The sequence below is a fragment of the Simplicispira suum genome (genome assembly GCF_003008595.1).
Classification (GTDB): Bacteria; Pseudomonadota; Gammaproteobacteria; order Burkholderiales; family Burkholderiaceae_C; genus Simplicispira; species Simplicispira suum.
In genome coordinates this window covers 1,293,207-1,314,114 of record NZ_CP027669.1, presented here as the reverse complement: position 1 = coordinate 1,314,114, position 20,908 = coordinate 1,293,207, and the positions used below count along the sequence as shown (strand labels likewise).

The 20,908-nt window shown below is 65.8% G+C and carries 18 protein-coding genes; 3 read left to right on the top strand and 15 right to left on the bottom strand.

Going from position 1 to position 20,908, the window contains the following annotated elements:
• Positions 1 to 56 precede the first annotated feature (56 nt).
• The 4 genes from C6571_RS06250 to ubiU all read right to left on the bottom strand — a co-directional run bounded on the left by C6571_RS06250 (position 57) and on the right by ubiU (position 3,113).
• Positions 57 to 500, bottom strand: coding sequence for a putative zinc-binding protein (locus C6571_RS06250; protein WP_106445926.1), 444 nt, complete (start codon positions 498 to 500; stop codon positions 57 to 59).
• Positions 497 to 1,012, bottom strand: coding sequence for a ubiquinone anaerobic biosynthesis accessory factor UbiT (ubiT, locus tag C6571_RS06245; protein WP_106445925.1), 516 nt, complete (start codon positions 1,010 to 1,012; stop codon positions 497 to 499). The genes C6571_RS06250 and ubiT overlap by 4 nt, the downstream gene beginning before the upstream one ends.
• A 113-nt stretch (positions 1,013 to 1,125) precedes the next feature.
• Positions 1,126 to 2,037 (bottom strand): U32 family peptidase, encoded by a 912-nt coding sequence (locus tag C6571_RS06240; protein WP_211300702.1) that lies wholly within the window; start codon positions 2,035 to 2,037, stop codon positions 1,126 to 1,128.
• A 14-nt stretch (positions 2,038 to 2,051) separates the two neighbouring features.
• On the bottom strand, positions 2,052 to 3,113 hold the full coding sequence (gene ubiU, locus C6571_RS06235) for a ubiquinone anaerobic biosynthesis protein UbiU (protein WP_106445923.1): 1,062 nt from the start codon (positions 3,111 to 3,113) through the stop codon (positions 2,052 to 2,054).
• Between the two features lie 187 nt (positions 3,114 to 3,300).
• On the opposite strand from ubiU, the gene C6571_RS06230 reads away from it, so the two are divergent.
• Positions 3,301 to 4,485, top strand: coding sequence for an MFS transporter (locus tag C6571_RS06230; protein ID WP_106445922.1), 1,185 nt, complete (start codon positions 3,301 to 3,303; stop codon positions 4,483 to 4,485).
• 66 nt (positions 4,486 to 4,551) lie between these two features.
• On the opposite strand, the gene C6571_RS06225 is transcribed toward C6571_RS06230, so the two are convergent.
• From C6571_RS06225 to alr, 11 genes are all read right to left on the bottom strand, one after another.
• Complete coding sequence (locus tag C6571_RS06225) at positions 4,552 to 5,424, bottom strand: alpha/beta hydrolase (protein WP_106445921.1); 873 nt, start codon at positions 5,422 to 5,424, stop codon at positions 4,552 to 4,554.
• An 84-nt stretch (positions 5,425 to 5,508) separates the two neighbouring features.
• Positions 5,509 to 6,543 (bottom strand): AbrB family transcriptional regulator, encoded by a 1,035-nt coding sequence (locus tag C6571_RS06220; RefSeq protein ID WP_106445920.1) that lies wholly within the window; start codon positions 6,541 to 6,543, stop codon positions 5,509 to 5,511.
• 3 nt (positions 6,544 to 6,546) lie between these two features.
• The gene (locus C6571_RS06215) at positions 6,547 to 8,049 is read right to left on the bottom strand and encodes a tripartite tricarboxylate transporter permease (protein WP_106445919.1); all 1,503 of its coding nucleotides are present in this window, start codon (positions 8,047 to 8,049) and stop codon (positions 6,547 to 6,549) included.
• A 1-nt stretch (position 8,050) separates the two neighbouring features.
• The gene (locus tag C6571_RS06210) at positions 8,051 to 8,581 is read right to left on the bottom strand and encodes a tripartite tricarboxylate transporter TctB family protein (protein ID WP_106445918.1); all 531 of its coding nucleotides are present in this window, start codon (positions 8,579 to 8,581) and stop codon (positions 8,051 to 8,053) included.
• Positions 8,582 to 8,697: 116 nt separating this feature from the next.
• Positions 8,698 to 9,684 carry a Bug family tripartite tricarboxylate transporter substrate binding protein gene (locus C6571_RS06205; protein ID WP_106448076.1) on the bottom strand — a complete coding sequence of 329 codons (987 nt, stop codon included), beginning with the start codon at positions 9,682 to 9,684 and terminating at the stop codon, positions 8,698 to 8,700.
• Between the two features lie 157 nt (positions 9,685 to 9,841).
• Entirely contained in the window at positions 9,842 to 11,311 is a 1,470-nt protein-coding gene (locus C6571_RS06200; protein WP_106445917.1) for a sensor histidine kinase, read from the bottom strand.
• A gap of 2 nt (positions 11,312 to 11,313) precedes the next feature.
• Positions 11,314 to 12,021 (bottom strand): response regulator, encoded by a 708-nt coding sequence (locus tag C6571_RS06195; RefSeq protein ID WP_106445916.1) that lies wholly within the window; start codon positions 12,019 to 12,021, stop codon positions 11,314 to 11,316.
• A 255-nt stretch (positions 12,022 to 12,276) separates the two neighbouring features.
• The gene (locus C6571_RS06190) at positions 12,277 to 13,737 is read right to left on the bottom strand and encodes a M20 family metallopeptidase (protein ID WP_106445915.1); all 1,461 of its coding nucleotides are present in this window, start codon (positions 13,735 to 13,737) and stop codon (positions 12,277 to 12,279) included.
• 94 nt (positions 13,738 to 13,831) lie between these two features.
• Entirely contained in the window at positions 13,832 to 15,040 is a 1,209-nt protein-coding gene (locus tag C6571_RS06185) for a GGDEF domain-containing protein (protein ID WP_106445914.1), read from the bottom strand.
• Positions 15,041 to 15,102: 62 nt separating this feature from the next.
• Positions 15,103 to 17,121, bottom strand: a complete 2,019-nt coding sequence (locus C6571_RS06180) for a methyl-accepting chemotaxis protein (protein ID WP_106445913.1) — start codon at positions 17,119 to 17,121, stop codon at positions 15,103 to 15,105.
• A 158-nt stretch (positions 17,122 to 17,279) separates the two neighbouring features.
• Entirely contained in the window at positions 17,280 to 18,386 is a 1,107-nt protein-coding gene (gene alr / locus C6571_RS06175) for an alanine racemase (RefSeq protein WP_106448075.1), read from the bottom strand.
• A 166-nt stretch (positions 18,387 to 18,552) separates the two neighbouring features.
• Between alr and lplT the strand changes: the two genes are divergently transcribed.
• Together lplT and C6571_RS06165 are read left to right on the top strand one after the other, a co-directional pair.
• Entirely contained in the window at positions 18,553 to 19,857 is a 1,305-nt protein-coding gene (gene lplT / locus C6571_RS06170) for a lysophospholipid transporter LplT (protein ID WP_106445912.1), read from the top strand.
• Between the two features lie 124 nt (positions 19,858 to 19,981).
• Positions 19,982 to 20,869, top strand: a complete 888-nt coding sequence (locus C6571_RS06165; RefSeq protein ID WP_106445911.1) for a DMT family transporter — start codon at positions 19,982 to 19,984, stop codon at positions 20,867 to 20,869.
• Positions 20,870 to 20,908: the final 39 nt, after the last annotated feature.

The following is a 20,908-nucleotide window of genomic DNA, read 5'->3' as shown; positions in this document are numbered from 1 at the left end:
TGCTCGGCAACTCACCGCGATGATGCGCGGTGCGTGCGTGACTTGTTCGGCATTGGCTATGCCAATCGCAGGGTTTGAGCGTCTCCAGCCGCCTGGTTCGCAGCGTCCTGGGTGCGGGCGGCGGGAACCAGCGGGTTGGTCTGCAGGTCGGCCTGCACCTGTTCCAGCACCGTGCCCGCCTGCGCCGCATCAAAGTCTTCGTGGCGGCGTTTTTTCACGCCGTACTGTTGCAGCTGGTAGTGCCGGTCTGCCGTGATGCCGTGGCGCGCCAGGCACCCCTGCACGCAGTTGAGCGGGCAGCCATCGAGCGCGATGATGGGGCGGCCGGAACGCGCGGTGCGCACCAGGCTGGGCACGTCCCCGCCGACACCGGCAATGCACGACATTTCGGCCACACCTGCGCGGTCCAGGCGCAGGGCGACGTGGTTGGCCAGCTGCGCGGCGCTCGAACACCCGGAGCAGGAGTAGACCAGCGGCAGCACATCTCGTTCGCGGTTCATGGTCGGGTTCCAGGATAGAGTGGATCGGCAGGGCGCGCGCCGGGGCGCAGCGCTGCCAGTCGTGCCAGCACCTGGCGCGGCGCCCATTGCTGCAGGTCGAGCACAGGCAGTTCCAGCGCGTCCAGCGTGTTCTTCACTACCAGCCCCAGCTCGGTGTCGCCCTCCATCACCAGACGGCGGTTGAAGAACAGCGTGTCCGGGTCTTGCTGGCGCTGCGCCAGCAGCACAAAGTCGTGTGCGCTGGCGCTGATGCACAGGTCGGTTTCCGTCTGGCGTGGGCGGGCGGCAAAGGCGCTGCCGGTCCAGGTGAAATCCAGGGTGACGCGGGCGTCGCGCACCTGGATGCGCAGCCGCTTGCCGCGCAGCATCTCGCCGACATCGCCCGGCAACTGGCGTGCCACACCCAGGTTCAGCGCCGTCACCAGCAACAGCGAGCCGGGGTACGCAGGCAGCCGACCGGTGAGCGCCGCCAAGGGAGCAGGCAGGGTAAAGGGATTGGGCGAGGCGTTCATGGCATTCCTTGTCGGTGGCGTGTGCTGCTTTTGTTTTGATAGCTGCTCACGCATGTTCAATAAGCGCTAGAGACACTTTTTGCTTGTATTGATTCAGCGGGGTCGAATGCGCCTCAAGCCGTGGCCAGCGTTTGCGTCTCCACCAGGTCCAGGCCCGGCTGGCCGTGCCAGTAGCCGTTGCAGCTTTGATCAGGCACCAGAGGCTGCAATTGCGTGCGGGCATCGTGCGGTGCCAGGGTGCCACGGCGTACGGCGTCGAACAGGGCAAGGATTTCGTGCGTGTGCTGCGCCTGCGGGCTGATGCGCGCCACGGCCACACCCATGCTCTGCATGCGCGGCAGTTCGTCGATCAGGTTGTGCACACGCGCCGATTGCGTCTGGATGCCGTTGAGCACCAGAAAATCTTCGCTCTCGCGCGTCTTGAGCATCAGGCCATCCGGGTGGTCCATGCAGGCGAACTGGCAGTCGTCCTTGGGGAGGTTGCGCTGGCGGGCCGTAAAGCACCGTGCAGAGAACGCCAGCGGCATGCGGCCATAGGCAAACACTTCGGTTTGCAAGTCCTTCGGGCCGTCCTGGATGAGGGCGGAAAGATCCTGGTGCTTCATCTCCAGCGGCGCCACCCAGCGCGTGGCGCCGAGCGAGGCCAGCCAGGTGAGCGCGGGCTGGTTGTAGATATTCAGGTGCAGCCCGCCGACGAAGGGGCGCTGGGCCGCCGACAAGCGCTGCACCGCGCCCATGTCGTTGGCTTCAATCAGGTAATCCGGGTTGCCGGTGACCTTGTGCATGGCGCTCACCTCGATGCCTGATTCGAGCAGCACCTGGGTGGACAGCACGGCCTCCTTGCCCGAGTCGCGCATCAGGTCGGCGATGTCGATCCAGTCAGATAAGCGCAGTTCGTGGCGGCGCGAGCACACCGTTTCGCCCAGGTAGATGATGTCCACCGGCGAGGCGGCGATGGCCTGGTAGAAGTCAAAAATGGTCTGGCGCGGCCAGTAGTACTGCAGCGCGCCGAGGGAAAGTTTCAAGGTGGGAGCGTTCATCATTTCCAAGGGCGGTGGTAAGCGCCAAGCGTGTGCTGCTGGCCCTCGGCCACTTCGTCCAGGCTGGCCATCCAGGCGGTCTTGGGGCTGTAGCGCAAGGGGTCGGCCAGGCAGTTGTCGATGGCTTCGCGCCAGACTTTGGTGACCTGGGCGGCGTAGGCGGGGCTGCGCTGGCGGCCTTCGATCTTCACGGCGCGCACGCCGATCTTCATCAACTCGGGCAGCAGTTCCAGCGTGTTCAGGCTGGTCGGCTCCTCGATGGCGTAGTAGTTCTTGTCTTCGGCCACGTCAAAGCGCCCCTTGCACAGCGTCGGGTAGCCGGCGTTCTCGCCGGGGGCGTAGCGGTCAATCAGCACGCCGTTCAGGCGCGATTCCAGGCCCTTCGGGGTTTCCTGCCAGCGCACCGATTTGGGCGGCGAGCACACGCCGTGCGTGTTGGGCGACTCGCCCGTGACGTAGGACGACAGGGCGCAACGCCCCTCCACCATGACGCACAGGCTGCCAAAACCGAAGACCTCGATTTCCACCGGCGTACGGTCGATGACGCGGCGCACCTGCTCCATAGCCAGCACGCGCGGCAGCACGGCGCGCACGATGCCGAACTGCTCGCGGTAAAAGTTGATGGCGTCGGCACTGGTGGCCGAGCCCTGCACCGAGAGGTGCAGGCGCAGCCGGGGGTGGTGCTGCGCGGCGTACTGCATCAGGCCCGGGTCGGCCAGGATGACGGCGTCCACGCCCAGGTCCACCGCCTTGTCCACCGCAGCGCGCCAGGGCGCGGGGTTGGCGGCCTGCGGGTAGGTGTTGAGCGCCATGAACACCTTGCAGCCACGTGCGTGGGCGTAGGCAATGCCGCTGGCAATGGCCGCTTCGTCAAAGTTCAGTCCGGCGAAGTTGCGCGCGTTGGTGGCGTCGCGCAGGCCCAGGTAGACGCAGCTGGCGCCGTTGTCTACCGCGGCTTTGAGCGCCGGCAGGCTGCCTGCAGGACAGACGAGTTCAAAGGGGAGCGGTGCGTTTGCGGGCGCCGCAGCTTCGGGGGTCGGGGTGAGTGTGGGGGCGTGCATGCGGGGACCAGGAGAGAAGCGCGAGCGCCGCAGGGCCGGGCGAAGCGCAATAGCGGGCAACCATACGCCTGGCACGCCCGCTCTGTGCTGACCTTTGTCAAGACAGCCGCACAATGGAAGCCGTCTACTGCGCCAACGACACCGCGACAGGCAGGCGCGGCCCGACGCCGCACAATCGCACTTCACCATGAAAAAAAATCTTTGGCTGCTCGCCCTGTGCCAGGGCCTCCTGTTGACCAACAACGTGGTCTTTATCGCCATCAATGGGCTGGTAGGGCTGCAACTGGCGCCGTTTGGCTGGATGGCGACTCTGCCGGTGATGGGCTATGTGGTGGGCGGTGCCCTTTCGACGCCGCTGGTGGCGGCCAGCCAGGCGCGCTGGGGGCGGCGCGGCTCGTTCCAGCTCGGACTTCTGGTGGCCTTCCTGTCGGCGGCGCTGTGCGCATGGGCAGCGTTCAGCGGCAGCTTCTGGTTGCTGTGCGGCGCCACCGTCATTGCCGGCTACTACAACGCCAACGGCCAGTTGTACCGCTTTGCCGCAGCGGAACTGGCCGCGCCAGCGTTCCGCGAGAAAGCCGTCTCATTGGTGCTGGCTGGCGGCTTGCTGGGCGCCGTGGCAGGGCCGAATTTGGCAAGCAGCACGCGCAATTTTTTTCCGGTGCCGTTTGCTGGTGCCTATATCGCCCTGATGCTGGTGGCCTTGCTGGCCATGGTCTGCATGGCCGGCGTGCGGTTTGAGAAGCAGGCCGTTCCCGTGCCTGGTGCGGCGCCGGCGCCAGTCGGCCGGCCGGTCAGCGAGCTGCTGCGCCAGCCGGCCTTTGCAGTGGCGGTGTTGGGGGCTGCGCTGGGCTACGGCGTAATGAATTTGCTGATGGCGGCGACACCGCTGGCGATGCAGGTTTGCGGCTTTGGCTTTGACTCGGCTGCATTGGTGCTCGAATGGCATGTGATCGGCATGTTTGCACCGGGGTTTTTCACCGGCCACCTTATTAAAAAGATGGGAACGCTCCCCGTCATGTTGGTGGGCGTGCTGCTCAACCTGTTGTGCGTGGGCATCGCGCTGTCGGGGCAGGAAATCCACCACTTCATAGCGGCGCTGTTTCTGCTCGGGGTGGGCTGGAATTTCCTGTTCACCGGCAGCACCACGCTGGCGATCACTGCTTACCGGCCCGAGGAAAAAGACCGCGCCCAGGGCGCCATCAATTTCTTTGTCTTTGCCACCATGGCCGTTACCTCGCTGGCCTCAGGCGCCCTGGTGACCACCAGCGGCTGGAACTGGCTGAACCTGGCGTCTCTGCCGCCCTTGCTGCTGACCGGAGCTGCGCTGCTGTGGCTGATGGCGCGCCAGCGGCAGGTGCCTCAGCCGGGATAAATACTATTGTTTTTGTAGCTTCTAACGCTTGATACCAAAGCGGTAGAGGCCATTTTTACCAAAAAATCAAGCTGTACCTGGCAGCCCGAAGCGCTGTACCAACCAGCGCTGCAGTTGTGCGAAGACGGGCGCAGCCCACTCGGGCGATTCATTGAAGATTTCGTGAAAAGCGCCTTCCACGCATTGCGCCTGCACCAGCGCTGGTGGTGCGGCAGCCGCAAAGGCGGCGCTGCCAGCGGGCCGCACCAGGCGGTCGGCTCCCGCCCACAGCAGCAGCGTGGGAACGCTCCAGTGCGCGGCGCGTGCCAGTGTGGCGGGGCCGGCGTCGGCAATGAAGCGCCCCAGTCGCGCGCTGATGCGGTCATGGCACAGGGGGTCGGCCTGGTAGGCGGCCACCACCGCAGGGTTGTGCGACAGCGCCTGAACTTCGAGTCCGTTGCCCACACGCAAATTGGGCAGCAGTCGCGGCAAGGTCGCCAGCAGCAATTTTTGAAAACCCGACAGCCCGGTGTCCAGGGCGGGCGAGGAGAGCACCAGCCCCTCCACGGGCCGCAAGTGCAGTGAGACAAAGCGCGCCGCCACCAGTCCACCCAGGCTGTGGCCGAGCAGCACCAGCGGTTCGCCATCGGCCATGCGTTTTCGCGTCGCGTCCACCAGGTCGGCGAGGTCCTCGAGCAGGCGGTTGTCGTGGTTCAGTCCGCCCCGCGGGCCGGCCGAGCGGCCGTGACCGTAGTGATCGTAGGCGCGCACCGCAAAGCCCCAGGCGTTGAGGTGCTGCGCCACGTGTCCATAGCGTCCGGCGTGCTCGCCCAGGCCGTGCACCAGCAGCACCGTGCCGCGGCGGGGGTTGTCTTCGGGCAGCGGCCAATCGTAGAGCGCGAGGTTTTCGCCGTCGCTGGCGGTGAAGGGAAGCATCGTGGCGGCGGGAAAGTCGAACATGGGGGTCTCGCAGGCAGCACAGGCCGATCACTTCGGCGGCACAGGTTCCACATGATAGGGGTTCTGGCCAGCGCGGGCTTGGCGTCAGGCGGATCCGCGCTCTGCCAGCCAGCGGCTGATGGCCGGGCCGGTGAGCAGCACCAGCAGAAAGCGCGCCAGTTGCATCGCCATGACAAAGCTGGTGTCGACGCTGCTGGTGGCGGCAATGACCGCCATCGAATCGGCCCCGCCGGGCGAGGTGGCGAGGTAGGCGCTTAAGGGGTCAAGCCCCATGGCCAGCACCAGCACGCCGCCGCTCGCCAGCCCCACGCCCATCAGCAGCGCCATCGCCGCCAGCACGCGCGGCAGGGCGCGCAGGGCATGCAGCAACACGCCGCGCGTAAAACGCAGGCCCACGCTCCAGCCGATGCTGGCGTAGGCCAGCGCCATCAGCGCGGGCGGCAGTGCCGGTGCAACTCCCCACACCAGCTGCACCAGCACAGAGGCCAGCAGCGGAATCACCATGGCGCCACCTGAAATGTCAAAGCGCCGCGCCAGCCAACTGCCGCCCAGCACGAGTGCGGCGGTCAGCAGCAGGTTGGCGGGTGCGCCCAGCGCCAGCCAGTCCACAGCCGACGCCGCCACCGGCAGGTGCGCGCCGGCCGCACGCGCCACCAGCGCCGCCACCACCGTGACGGCCACCACCCGCGTGTACTGCATGAACGCCACCAGGCGGACGTCGGCGCCGTAGTCCTCGGCCATCACCACCATGGCCGAGGCAGCGCCCGGCGCCATGCCCCACACCGCCGTCGTGCCGGGCATGATCTGGCGGCGCATCAGCCACCAGCCCAGGCCACTGCTCGCTGCAATCAGCATCACCGTGGTGCCCAGCACCACCGGCCAGTGCGCGAGCACCTGGCCGAGCTGGTCCGGGTGCAGGCTTTGCGCCATCAGGCAGCCGAGCAGACCCTGCCCCCAGCCAAACGCTCTGCGCGGCACGGCCAGCGGCGCGCCCCACACGGAAAACACCAGCCCCACCAGCATGCAGCCCAGCAGCACGGCGGCTGGTATGTGCAGCGCCAGCAGCGCCGCCGAGAGCAGTGCGCTGACGGCTGCCAGGCTCAGCCAGCGCAGGCCCATCGTTTAGGCGAGCGCTGCGTGGCGGCGCTGCCAGCGGCGGTACAACGGTGGCAGCAGCAGCATGGCTGCAGCGGCCAGCCACAGGCCGACGGTGATCGGGCTGCCCCACAGAATCGACAACTCGCCGTTGGTGATCGACAGTGCGCGGCGCAGGTTTTGCTCCATCAAATCGCCCAGCACAAAGCCCAGAATCAGCGGCGCCATCGGGATGCCCGCCTTGCGCAGCGCAAAGCCGACAATGCCCAGCACGCCCATCAGAAGCAGGTCAAACGTGGTGGCGTGCACCGAGTACACGCCGACCGCACTGATCGCCAGAATGCCCGGCACCAAGAGCCAGTTGGGCACCAGCAGCAGCCGCGCAAAAAGGCCCACCAGCGGGATGTTGATGAACAGCAGCAGTACGTTGGAGACAAACATCGAGGCAATCAGCCCCCACACCAGCTCTGGCTGCTGGGTGAACAGCGCCGGCCCCGGCGTAATGTTGTAGAGCGCCAGCGCCCCCATCATCACTGCCGTCGTGCCCGAGCCGGGCACACCCAGCGTGAGCATGGGAATGAAGGAGCCGTTGGCAGACGCGTTGTTGGCCGCCTCGGGCGCGCTGACGCCGCGCACGTCGCCCTTGCCAAAGGTGCCGTCCTTGTCGTTCAGGCGCTTTTCCACCGAGTACGCCATGGCGCTGGCAATCGTGGCGCCCGCGCCGGGCAGCACGCCCACCACAAAGCCCAGCACCGACGAGCGAACAATGGTCCAGCCCGTCATCATGAATTCCTTCATGTTGAACAGGGTGCGGCCCACGGTGCGAATCAGCCCGCTGGAATGGGTCTGGTGTTCCAGCATGACCAGAATTTCGCTCACCGAGAACAGGCCAATCACCACCACGATGAACTGGATGCCGTCCGACAGGTGCACGTTGTCGCCGGTGAAGCGGTACACGCCCGAGTTGCTGTCCAGCCCCACGGTGGACAGCGCCAGGCCCAGTGCGGCGGCCAGCACCGCCTTGAGCGGCTCGCTGCCCATCAGCCCGGTGATGCAGGCAAAGGCAAAGCACATCAGCGCAAAGTATTCGGCCGGGCCAAAGGCCAGCGCCCAGCGCGCCAGCAGCGGCGCAAACAGCACGATGCCGGCGGTGGCCACGGTGGAGCCGACAAACGAAGCCCAGGCGGAAATCGACAGTGCCACGCCTGCGTTCCCGGCGCGCGCCATCGGATGCCCGTCGATGGCCGTCATGATGGCGCCTGCGTCGCCCGGCACGTTGAGCAAGATGGACGAAATGCGCCCGCCAAACTCGCAGCCGATGTAGACGGCGGTGAGCAAAATCAGCGCGGTGTGGGCCGGCAGCTTGAGCGCAAAGGCCAGCGGCATCAGCAGCGCCACGCCGTTGATGGGCCCCAGGCCCGGCAGCATGCCCACGATGGTGCCAATCAGCGCGCCAATGGCGGCCATCATCAGGTTGGTGGGCATCAGCGCCACGCCAAAGCCCTGGCCCAGGAAGTTGAGGGTTTCCATATCAGCGTCCGCCCAGCAGGAACGACAGCACGCCGGTGGGCAAGATCACGTCCAGCACTTTGTCAAAGAGAAAGAACAGCCCGAAGCCCAGGCCCAGGCCGCCCAGCAAACCGCCCTTGAGCGTGCCGCCAAAGGCCTTGCAGACGGGCACCGCCATCAGCGTCGTGGCGAGCACAAAACCCAGCGGCTGGAACAGCGCGCCGTACACCAGCACCGCCACCGCGCACATCGCGACCGCGACGAGGTTGTTGGCTGGTGCGGCGGGCACGATGGCCGTTGCCGCTTCTGCCGCACCGCTTGCGGGCAGCGGCTCGGCCAATGTGGCCTTCGGAGCCGCAGCCGGCTTGGCCACGCGGCGTCTGCCCGTGACCAGCAACCAGGCGCCAATCAGTGCAAAAATGGCCGCCAGCAGCAGGGGAAAAGCGCGCGGCCCCACGGGCTCGTAAGAGATTTCGGCCGCGTAGCTGCGTGAGGCCCAGGCCATGGCCGCGCCCAGCAGCAGGCACACCGTGCCAAGAATGCGATCTGCCATGATTTGCTCTCAATAAAATAGCTGCCAGCGCTTATGTAATAAGCGCTAGATGCCAAAATAGCTTGAAATTTTGGACGCTGGCAGATGCGGTTGGCATCTGCCAGCGCAGGGCGCTTTTACTGCGCAACCTTCAGACCGAAGTCTTTTGCCAGAGCGCGGTAGGTGGTCATGCGTTCGGCAATGAAGGCGTCGAGCTCCTTGCCGGTCAGCGCGAACTTGAACAGGCTGCGCTCGGAGCGCAGCTTGTCGTACTCCGGCGTGGCCATCATCTTTGCAAACGTGCTCTGCCAGACCTTGTAGTCGGCGTCGCTCACCTTGGGGCCCATGTAGAAGCCGCGGATGATGGGCCACTGCACGTCGTAGCCCAGCTCTTTCATGGTGGGCGTGTTGGCCATGGTGCCTTCCAGGCGCTTGTCGGCCAGCACCGCGAGCACGCGAATCTTGGCACCCGCCTTCATTTGCTCTTCGGCCTCGGACGCGTCGCCCGAATACACCTGCACGTGGCCGCCTTGCAGCGCGGTGATGGCTTCGCCACCGCCTTCAAACGCGACGAAGCGCATGCTCTTGGGGTCCAGCCCGGCGGCGCGTGCGGTCAGGGCGGCCTTCATCCAGTCCTGGCTACCGACGCTGCCCCCCGCACCGAAGACCACCTTGCCGGGGTCGGCCTTGATGGCGGCGACCAGGTCCGCAATGGTTTTGAGCGGCGAGCTTTCGGCCACGACGACGGCGCCGTAGTCGGTGCCGATGGCGGCCAGCCAGCGCACGTCGTTCTCGTTGTAGCGGCCGAACTTGCCCTGCGCCAGGTTGAGCAGCGAGCCGCCCGAGAAAGCGACGATGGTGTTGTTCTCATCAGGGCGCTGCGCGACGATGGCGTTGTACGCCACCGCGCCAATGCCGCCCGGCATGTAGCTCACGCGCATCGGGTCGCTGATGTACTTGCCGTTCAGCAGCGCGCTTTGTGCGAGCTTGCAGGTCAGGTCAAAGCCGCCGCCGGGTTTGGCGGGTGCAATGCACTCGGTTTTGTCGAGCGGGCCGGCCTGGGCCGCAGTCACGGTCAGGACTGCGACGGCCAGGGTTGCGAGTGCTTTCGAAGGGAACCGCATGATCTGTCTCCTTGTGTTGGGTTGCCAGGGTGCGCATTCCCGCGTGCCGGGTTTGCTCTGCACCACGCAGGCCAATGTAGGAAAAGCCGGCTTTCGCCAGGCTTTCATTGCAGCGGCTGAAAACCCAGGGTTTGTACTGAGGGCGCGCCGAGCGGGTTCAGGCTGGCGCGCGCGCAGGCCAGCGCAAGGTGGCAACCAGACCCGGTTGGCTGGCATGCCCGTTGGCATCGGCGAGCTCCAGCGTGCCGCCGTGGCGCTGGACGATGGCCTTGGCGATGGCCAGACCCAGCCCACTGCCCTGGGAGGCGGCAGGCGAAGTCGAATTGGTGAGCAAGGCGCTGGGTTCAGCCGGGCGCTGCACGCGCACAACGCGCATGAAGCGCTCACCAGCCCGCGCTCGGTCGGCTGCCGACATGCCGGGGCCATCGTCCACTACGCGCAGTACCGCCGCACTGCCTTCGCAGCCTGCTTGCACGGTCACATGGCCGCCTGCCGGCACATGCACCAGGGCGTTGTGAACCAGGTTGGACAGCGCTTCGGCAATCTGGGCCTCGTTGGCGTTGGCGTTGACGCGGCTGGGCGGACCTGGAAGGGGCTCAAACCCCAGGTCGATGGCGCGCGAGCGTGCCAATGGCCACAGGCTGCGAGTGACCCGTTCAGCCAGCGCGTGCATGTCCAGCGGAGCGAGGCGAAGCGCTGCGGCATCGGCGCGCGCCAGGGCCAGCATCTGGTTGGTCTGCCGAATGGCGTCGTCCACCTGCTGCTTGATGGCCAGTAGCGCCTGGCCTCTTTTGCTCCCGTCCTGCTCGCGCAGCGCAAACCCGACCTGGGTCGCCAGCGTGGTCAGGGGCGTGCGCAACTGGTGCGAGGCATCGTCGACAAAACGCCGCTGTGCTTCCAGGGCATCGCGGTAGCGGCTGGCATGCTGATTGAGCGCGTCGACCAGCGGCCGCACATCCGCAGGGACATCCTCTGCGCTGACGGGGGTGAGGTCGTCCACTCTGCGCGCGGCCACCTCGCTCTGCAAGCGCTGCAGGGGACGCAGGGCGAACTGAACCACCAGCACCACCAGACCCAAAGCCGCAAGCAGGAACAGGAAATCGCGTGCCACCGTCTCCAGCACCAGCCGGCGTGTGAAATCCTGGCGGCTTTCCAGGGTTTCGGCCACCTGGATCATCACGCGCTTGGACTGCGAGCCCTGGGAAAGCGCGCGATCGAGTTCGCGTGCGTAGGAGCCGACGCGAATGGGCGTGCCAAAGTAGCTGCCGTCGTGAAACTGTGGCTGTCCGTCCACCAGCGGTTGGGGTGGTGGCGGCAGCCCGTCGTTGCCAATTTCCACCAGGTTGTCGCCGCTGGCGACGCGGTAGAAAACCTGGCCGCTGGCGGTGAGCTCAAAGAATTCGAGCATGCGGTAGGGCAGTTCCACCGACAAGCCGCCGCTGGCCGTGGAAATGTTGGCGTCCATCGCCTTGATGGCGCCCAGCAGCGAGCGGTCAAAAGCGGCGTTGGCGGCGGCCAGGGTGTTGCGCCAGCTCACCGCGATGTCCAGGCCGGTCACGGCCAGCAGACCGGGGACCAGCACCGCCAGCAAGCTGCGGCGCAGGCTCCAGTGGGACCAGCGGGGCATGCTCAAAGGCCGGACGAATCGGGCACGCTGGTTCGGGCGGGCGTCGTTGCGGCCTCCAGCACATAACCCAGACCACGCAGCGTGGTGATCTGCACACCGCTGCCCTCCAGGTGCTTGCGCAATCGGTGCACGATGACTTCCACCGCCTCGGGCTGCACCTCTGCTTCGTCGGCAAAGATGCGCTCCATCAGGTCGCGCTTGGACATGGGTTCGCCGCTGTGCTGCACCAGGGCGCGCAGCAGAGCGTGCTCGCGCGGGCGCAGTTTCAAGGGCTGGTGGTTGAGCAGCAATTGCTGGCCTACGGGTTCGTAGACCAGCGGCCCGCAGGCAAAACGCGCGTGCCCTGAGCCCCGGGCACGGCGGATCAGCGCCAGCAAGCGCACTTCCAGTTCCGCCAGTTCAAAGGGCTTGGCCAGAAAATCGTCCGCTCCGGCGCGCAGCGTATGCACGCGCTCAATGAGCGAGTCGCGTGCGGTCAGTATCAACACGGGCAAATCGTGCCCGCCGTCGCGCAGGCCATCCAGCACGTCGTGTCCGTCGCGCCCCGGCAGGCCCAGGTCCAGCACCAGGGCGTCGTAGCGCGTGGCTTTCAGGCTGCTGGCCACCAGACGCCCGTCGTTGATCCAATCGACCTGAAAGCCCGATTGCAGCAATGCCTGCACCAGCCAGTTGGCCAGTGCCGGCTCGTCTTCGGCCAGCAGGATGCGCATAGTATCGCTATTAAAATTAGAGCTGCATGCGCTGTGTAAATAAGCGCTAGAGGCGAAAATGATGTTTGTATTTTATTGCGCCCTCGCTAGACCTGCGCTGCATGACATCGCCGCAGCCTAGGCCAGCAGCCACCGTGCAAGGGCCTGAGCTGGCCGCGCCGCCCCGCCGCACCGGTGGCGTCACCCTGCCCGCAGCGCGCAGCGCGGCGAGAGCGGGGGGAAGGCGCCTTCGGCGCCTCAGGAGGGTGCCCCTTTTCACGGCATGCTGGCAATCACCTGCGCCACGGCTGCGGTGAGCTTCTTGGCGTAGGGGACGTGCAGGAATTCGTTGGGACCGTGGGCGTTGCTTTTGGGACCAAGCACGCCGCAGACCATCATTTGCGCCTTGGGAAAGCCCTTGCTCAGCATGCCCATCAGCGGAATCGTGCCGCCCTGGCCGATGTGGCCGCAGGAGGCGCCAAAGTGCGCCTGGCTGGCGGCGTTGAGCGCATCCTCAAACCAGGGCGCGGTGGCCGGGGCGTTCCAGCCGTTGGCGCCGCTGGCGCTCTGCCAGGTGACTCTGGCCTGGTAGGGAGCGTTGTCTTCCAGCAGGGCTTTCATTTCCTGCACGCACTGCGCTGCGTCCACCAGCGGCGGCAGGCGCAGGCTGAGTTTGAAGGCAGTGTAGGGGCGCAGCACGTTGCCGGCGTCCTGCAGGGCAGGGAAGCCTTCGGCGCCGGTCACGCTCAGCGTGGGCTCCCAGGTGCGCTTGAGCAGGGCCTGCACCGGGTCTTGCGTGGTTGGCAGGGCAAAGGCGGTGCTGCCGCCGCAGTCGTAGTGCGCCCAGGGGAAGCGCTGCGTGATCTCCTGGCCCAGAATGGCCGCCGTGGCGCGCGCCTGCGCCAGCCGCTCTGCGGGTACTTCGCAGTGGAAGCTCGCCGGCAGCAGCCGCCCGGTGGCGCTGTCTTCGAGCCGGTCGAGCACCTGGCGCATGATGCGAAACGACGAGGGCACCAGGCCCGAAGCGTCGCCCGAGTGCACGCCTTCGGTGAGGATTTCGACCTTGAGCGTGCCGGCGACCATGCCGCGCAGGCTGGTGGTGAGCCAGAGCTGGTCGTAGTTTCCGGCGCCCGAATCCAGGCACACCACCAGGGCGATGTCGCCCAGCCGGGTTTTCAGGGCATCGATGGTGGGCAGCAGGTCGCGCGAGCCGCTTTCTTCGCTGGTCTCGATCAGGCCAACGATGCGCGGGTGCGCCACGCCCTGGCGTTTGAGTTCCTGCACCGCAGCGATGCTGGCATACACCGCGTAGCCGTCGTCGGCGCCGCCCCGCCCATAGAGCTTGCCGTCCTCGTATTTGGGCGTCCAGGGGCCGAGGTCGGCGCGCCAGCCTGAAAACTCGGGTTGTTTGTCCAGGTGGCCGTACATCAGCACCGTCTGGCTGGACGCAGCCTGCGTGGCTGCGATCTCGAAAAACAGCACGGGTGTGCGGCCCGGCAGACGCACCACCTCCAGGCTCAGACCCTCTAGCTTCTGCGCCTGTACCCAATCGGCCGCGCTGCGTACCACAGCGTCGAGCAGGCCCTGTTGTTCCCAATCGGGTGCAAACATCGGTGATTTCGCGGGGATGCGAATGTAGTCGGTCAGCTGTGGGACGATGCGGTCGTCCCAGACTTGGCTGACACGTGCGAGGGCCACTTCGGGCTGCAACTGGGCGGGTGCAATGCGCGCGTTCATTTCGGACTCCTTGGTCAGAGATCGAGGCAATGGTCAGGCTGCGATTGCACCACAGGCAGGGCGGTGATGCTGCCAGGCGCTGGCTCCCTGGCTTCTAAGACAGCGACGCCGGAAAGGTTTCTGGATGCGTGCCGTCCCGGCTCGCACGCGGCAGTATCGGGGTTTCTTCGACACGGTTGCGCCCTGCGTGCTTGGCATCATAAAGCGCACTGTCGGCGGCATGGATCAATACGTCCCAGCTGTCGCCAGGCTCCAGCAGACCGCCGAAAACACCAATGCTGACCGTTAGCGCGATCTGCCGGCCCTCATAGACAAATGTGTGCGCCGCCACAGCTTTGCAAAGCTCGGCGGCGAGGCGCCGTGCCCCAAGAAGGGTAGTCTCGGGCAGCACGATGAGAAATTCTTCCCCGCCATAGCGGCCCACGATGTCCTGGGAACGGATGCGCTGGCCCAGCACTTCCACCAGGCTGCGCAGCACGGCGTCGCCAGCCAGGTGACCATGGTTGTCATTGACGCGTTTGAAATGATCCAGATCGATCATCATCAGCGCCAGCGGCGTTCGGGTTCGTATCGCGCGGCCCACGTCCCGGTCCAGGGCGGCAATGATGGAGCGCCGGTTGGCCACGCCCGTGAGAGCGTCGAACGCCGCGAGCAGGCGGTTGGCTTCGTCTGCACGCTCTTTGGTCATGAAGATGAACCCAAGCGAGGTCACCAGAAGCATCACAAACGTGCCCAGGAACGTAGCCGTTTGAATGGCTCCGGCCTGCAGCAGCTGTTCCGATGCCCGCGTGTTCATGGCGCCGCCTGCGGCGCGCAGCGCCATGATGCAGACTTCAATGCCCATGCCCACCATCACCAGACGCGCTCCGCGCCCTACGGTTTCGCCCCGCCGGAGAAACAAGGCCATCACAATGGCGGCGGCTTGCGCAGCGTACATGGCGCCGCTGATGGCTACGCGCGCTCCGTAGTTGTCCAATTGCATGGCCAGGGCGGCGAACAGCAAGACCGGCGGTGCCAACAACACCACCCAGCGCGCAGATGTTTCATAGAAGCGCAGTACCGCTGCGAGCAGCAGCGACAGGGCCAGCGAGAGGAGGGCATTGCCCGCAAGAATCGACAGCGACTCGTCGATCTGGCCGCGCAGGGCCAGCAGCAGGTATCCGGCTGCATGCACGGCCAGGGCGCCCGCCCACAGCTGCAATCCCTCGCGCCGCATGCCCCAGCCCACCACCACCATCACGCCCGCCATCGTCAATGAGGCCAGCAGGTTGGTGGCCATCAGGGTGGAGACGTCGGCTTGCATGTGAAAAGCTTTGTGCGGCGGGCTTTCAGTATGGGGTCAAACGGGCCAGCGTGTCATGCAGGTCATGCCCGAGAGGCATCGTCCTCTTGCGCGTCTGGTGCCGACAAAACAGGGTGGCGGCCGGGAGCTTGCAAGGCCGGGCCGCTCGCCTGCGTATCGGCCAGCTTGAACACCTGCACGGCGCCCGCCAGGCGCTCGGCCTGGTCGCGCAGGCTTTGCGCGGCCGCAGCGGATTGCTCGACCAGCGCAGCGTTTTGCTGCGTCATCTGGTCAAGCTGGCTGACGGCGATGTTGACCTGGCCAATGCCGTCCGACTGTTCGGAGGCCGCCGCCGTGATTTCGCCAATGATGTCGCCCACGCGTTGCACCGAACCGACGATCTCCTCCATGGTGGCGCCCGCGTTTTGCACCTGGCGGGCGCCGGCTTCTGCCTTTTCCACCGAGGCGCCAATCAGCGCCTTGATTTCCTTGGCGGCGTCGGCGCTGCGCCCCGCGAGGCTGCGCACTTCGGTGGCCACAACGGCAAAGCCGCGCCCTTGCTCCCCGGCGCGTGCCGCTTCTACTGCGGCGTTCAATGCGAGGATATTGGTCTGGAAGGCAATGCCATCGATCACGCCAATGATGTCGGAAATACGGCGTGAACTCTGGTTGATCTCTCCCATTGTGGCGACCACCTCGCCCACGGCCCGGCCGCCCCGTGCGGCCACTTCGCCCGCCGAGCCCGCGAGCTGGTTTGCCTGTCGCGCCGCGTCGGCCGACTGGCGCACGGTGGCGGTGAGTTGCTCCATGCTTTGCGCCGTGGTTTGCAGGCTGCTGGCAGCTTGTTCGGTGCGGGTCGACAGGTCCTGGTTGCCGGTGGCAATTTCCATGCTGGCGTTGGTGATGCTGTCGACGGCCGTGCGCACTTCTTGCAGCATGGCCTGGTAGCGCAGGCGCATGCGCTCGACCTCTTGCACCAGCGTGCCGATTTCGTCGCGCCGCGTGGTTTGGAAGGCTTGCGTCAAATCGCCCTGAGAGACCCGTGTGATGGCGTCCGTCAGTTCGCGCAGTGGCTGCGCAACGCCGCGCCGCAGCATGATCAGCAAGCCGGCGGCCAGCAGGGCGACCGCCAGCGCCATCAAGCCCCACACCGCGATGAGGACCGGGCGCTGGCCGGCCATGGCCTCGGCGTCGGGCACTTCGGCCACCACCCAGAGGCCGCTGCCCTCCGTCTTGCGCATCAAGGCCCAGGGATCGCGTTCCTCGTTGCCCAGCACGCTGGTGGCGCTGCGCACAAAACCGTCCGGTGCTGCTGCGAGCGCCTCGAAGAATGGCTTGGCTTGCGGAAAGGCGTCAAGCACCTTCTTGCCTGCGGCGCTGGGGTGGGCCAGAAACACGGCCTGGTCCAGACTGCCGCGTGGATCGATCACATAGGCTGCGCCATGCTCAAAGAAATGGGTTTGCGCTACCTGCTTCTGCTGCATCTGTTCCATCACACCGATGTCATTGCCAATGAAGAGCAGGGCGAAGGCCTTCTTGTCGGCGTTCAGAACCGGCAGGTAGTAGCCCATATAGGGTTTGCCGGCCACGATGCTGCGGCCGACCCAAGGCTTGCCTGCCAGCACGGCCGTCAAAGCAGGTCCGGCAGGCAGCATCTCGGCAGGCTCACGTGCGCCGTTTGCGTCCTTGACGGAGCTGGTAATGCTTTGGTAGCCGTCTGCCTTGCGCACATACACCCGGGCCACCCCACCGGTCTCGTTGGCGAAGCGATCGACCGAACCGTGGTCGTCGTTGACCAGAGCACCATAGCTGCGCAACTCGCCGCTGGCTTCATCCAGCGTCATGTTGGCGTCGAAGTAGCGCTGAAAGCCTTTCATGGTGCGCTGCACCAACTCGCGGTTGGTGGCATCGGCTGCGGCCAGCGCATTGGCGACGCTTTGCGTCGTGTCGCCGACGCTTTGGACCACTTGCGCGCGTGTGCTGCGTTCGGTCAGCAGGGAAATGGCAATGCCGACGAGCACCAGGACCAGAGCCACCAAGGCAATGGACAGGCCGGTGATGCGGCGCGCGACGGAACGGTTGTTGGAGGGGGAAGCATTCATGAGCGTCTCCTGCGCGAGGATGACCAAAGAGCTTGCAACTGTAAGCCCGCAGCTCGTTACATTGCTTAACGAATTCCCTTACGCAGTCTTGCGTAGCACCTGTAACAGGCACTCTCCGACGGCATTTGTTGCGCGGCCCCGACGCTGCTGGCGGTAGCTCAGTCCGTGAGCACCGGCACGCGCTGGGCCAGTGCGCACATCAGCTCGTAGCCCACGGTGCCTGCCGCTTGCGCCACCTCGTCGATGGGCAGCACGGTTCCGCTGCCGGACCGGCCCCACAGCGTCACCTCGGTGCCAAAGCCGGGTTCCACCCCAGCGCTGAAAACGGGCTCCAGATCTACCGTGACCATGTCCATGCTGACACGGCCGACGAGCCGGGTGCGCACGCCGCCCACCAGCACCGGAGTGCCGGTATCGGCGTGGCGGGGGTAGCCATCGGCGTAGCCGCAAGCGGCGACGCCAATGCGCATGGGGGCCTCGGCGACAAAGCGCGAGCCGTAGCCGACACTGTCGCCCGCCTGCAGCTGCTGCACCGCCAGCAGCTGGGTGGACAGTGTCATGGTAGGGGCAAGCTCCCAGGTGGCGGCGCTGTGCTCGGGGAAATCCGGTGCGCTTCCGTAAAGCGCAATGCCAGCGCGCACCCAGTCGCCGCGCACCTGTGCATCGCCTGCGTGGCGCAGGATGGCGGCGCTGTTGCAGACGCTGCGCTCGCCGGGCAGGTCGCGCGTGGCGGTGCAAAACGCCTGCCACTGGTGGGCAATGCCGCGCGGGCCGTCGGCGTCGGAGAAATGCGTCATGTGCGAGATTTCGTCCACCTGCGTGAGCGCGTTGAGCCGCGCCCAGGCACTGCGGTAGCGCGGGGGCGCAAACCCCAGGCGATTCATTCCCGAGTTGAGTTTGAGGAACACGCGTTGCGGTTGCTGCGTCTTGTGCGCCGCCAGCATGTCGATCTGCTCGTCGCAGTGGACCGTGTGCCAGAGCGAGAGGCGCGAGCACAGTTCCAGGTCGCGCGCTTCGAATACGCCCTCGAGCAGCAGGATGGGGCCGCGCCAGCCCAGTGCGCGCACGCGCTCGGCCTCTTGCAGGTCCAGCAACGCAAAACCATCAGCGGAGCGAAAGGCGCCCCAGACGCGCTCGATGCCGTGGCCGTAGGCGTTGGCTTTGACGACGGCCCACACCCTCGCGTCGGCTGCACAGCGGCGCGCGCGCTCCAAATTGGCGGCGAGGGCAGCGGTGTGGATGTGGGCGCAAATGGGGCGGGGCATGGTGGACAGGCGCACAGGTCTGGTAGAGAGGAGGATTTTGGCACTGCTCCTGCTCCTGGCCGAGCCTTCATCACAAAAGGCTGCGTGCTATAACCGCCGCTTCTTTGCCCGGCGACCCGTTCACCATTTGGTCATCCGACTCTCAGATGACCCTTTCAGCTATTCGATGAAGCGCGGTTTTTACACCATCATGTCGGCGCAGTTTTTCAGCTCGCTGGCCGACAACGCACTCTTCGTCGCCGCCGTCGAACTGCTGCGCACCGGAGGCTCGCCCGAATGGCAGCGTGCCGCGTTGGTGCCGATGTTTGCGTTGTTTTACGTGGTTTTGGCGCCATTTGTGGGTGCTTTCGCCGACGCTCTGCCCAAAGGGCGGGTGATGTTCATCAGCAATGCCATCAAGATTGTCGGCTGTTTCATGATGCTGTTCGGCTCCCATCCGCTGATCGCCTATGCGGTGGTGGGCCTGGGCGCCGCAGCCTATTCGCCTGCCAAATACGGCATCCTGACCGAGTTGCTGCCGGCCTCGCAATTGGTCAAGGCCAATGGCTGGATCGAGGGGCTCACCATCGCGTCGATCATTCTGGGCGTGCTGCTGGGCGGGCAATTGGTGGGTCGCAAACTCTCGACCTGGCTGCTCGGTTTTGATTTTCCGATCATCGACACGGGGGTGGTGACGCCAGCCGAAGCGGCCATTGCCGCTCTAATTGCGGTGTACGCCATCGCTGCATGGTTCAACCTGCGCATTCCCCACACCGGCGTCGAGATGCGGCCACTGCGCCGCACGCCGCAGTCGAGCGTGCTGGGCAGCGCGCTCACGCTGCTGCCCGACTTCTGGGCCTGCAACGCGCGGCTGTGGCGCGATCGCTTGGGCCAGATATCGTTGTCCACCACCACGCTGTTCTGGGGTGCGGGCGGCAACCTCAAATTCATCGTCCTGGCCTGGGCCGCCGTGGCGCTGGGCTACGACACCACGCAGGCGTCGGCACTGACTGGCGTCGTGGCCATTGGTACGGCGGCTGGCGCCGTGTTGGCGTCGATGCGGATGCGCCTGGAGATGGCTACCAAGGTGATCCCACTGGGTATTGCGATGGGCTTGCTGCTGATCTTGATGGTGTTCATCAGCAGTCTCTGGGTGGCGATTCCCTTCCTGATCTTGCTGGGTGGACTGGGCGGTTTTTTGGTCGTGCCCATGAATGCGCTGCTGCAGCACCGGGGCCACAACCTCATGGGGTCTGGCCGCTCGATTGCGGTGCAGAACTTCAACGAGCAGGCGGCCATTCTCGGCATGGGGGCGTTTTACAGCCTTTCGCTCAAGCTGGGCCTGTCGGTGTTTGGTGCGATCTCGGTGTTTGGCGTGGTGGTGGCGGGCACCATGTGGCTGATCCAGCGCTGGCACCGCTACAACTGCCGCCGCCATACGGAAGAGGTCGAGCACCTGTTGCGAATAGCGCGGCAGGATACACACCACTGACACTCGCGGCGCTTGCCGTGCTTGCTGTGGCTACTGTGCCTGCGCGTACAGCATGAAACACTATGAATTTCATAGCTTATAACGCTTGCCTGATAAGCGCTAAAAGCCATTTTTATCAATATTTATGTCTTCCACTCTGCCGGTATTGGCACTGTTGTTCAATGCCTTCGTCTGGGGTGTTTCCTGGTGGCCCCTGCGCACTTTGCAGGCGGCCGGCCTGCATCCGCTGTGGGCTACGGCGCTCGTCTATCTGGCAGCGCTGGCTTGCCTCGCGTTGCTCATGCCCGCCAGCGTACGGAGCTTTTTGCGCAACCCGAAGCTGTGGCTGCTGGCCGTCGCAGCCGGGCTGACCAACATCTGTTTCAACTGGGCGGTAACACTGGGCGACGTGGTGCGGGTGGTGCTGCTTTTTTATCTGATGCCGGCGTGGTCGGTGCTGCTCGCCTGGTGGCTGCTCGAGGAGCGCCCGACGCCGCTGGCGCTTGCGCGCCTGCTGCTGGCCTTTGCTGGCGTGGTGCTGGTCGTGCTGCCGCCGGGCGCGCCGCTGGCCCACCTGACCCGAGGCCTGTCGTGGATCGACCTGCTGGCAGTGGCGGGGGGCTTTTGCTTTGCGCTGACCAACGTGTTTCTGCGCCGCTTCAACCAGACGCCGGAGCGCGACCGCATGCTGGCCATGTTTTGCGGGGGCTTCGTGATGGCAACGGCAGGCGCGCTCGCCGCCACCGCCTGGGGCCTGGCCAATGCCCCGCCCGCACCGCAGGCCGGCTGGCTGCTGGTGGCGGCGGCCCTGGCGCTGGCTTTTGTGGCGGGCAACCTGGGCTTGCAGTACGGCGCAGCGCGCCTGGCCGCCGGGACGACGGCGCTGGTGATGCTGAGCGAGGTGCTGTTTGCCAGCGTGTCTTCCGTACTGCTCGATGCGGCGCACCTGGCGCCGCGGCTGCTGCTCGGTGGGGCGCTGATCGTGCTGGCCGCTCTGCTGGCCTTGCTTCCCCGGCGCAGCCTGCGCAAATAGCGCCCAGCGCGGCTACCATGGCCGTCCATTTCCAAAAAA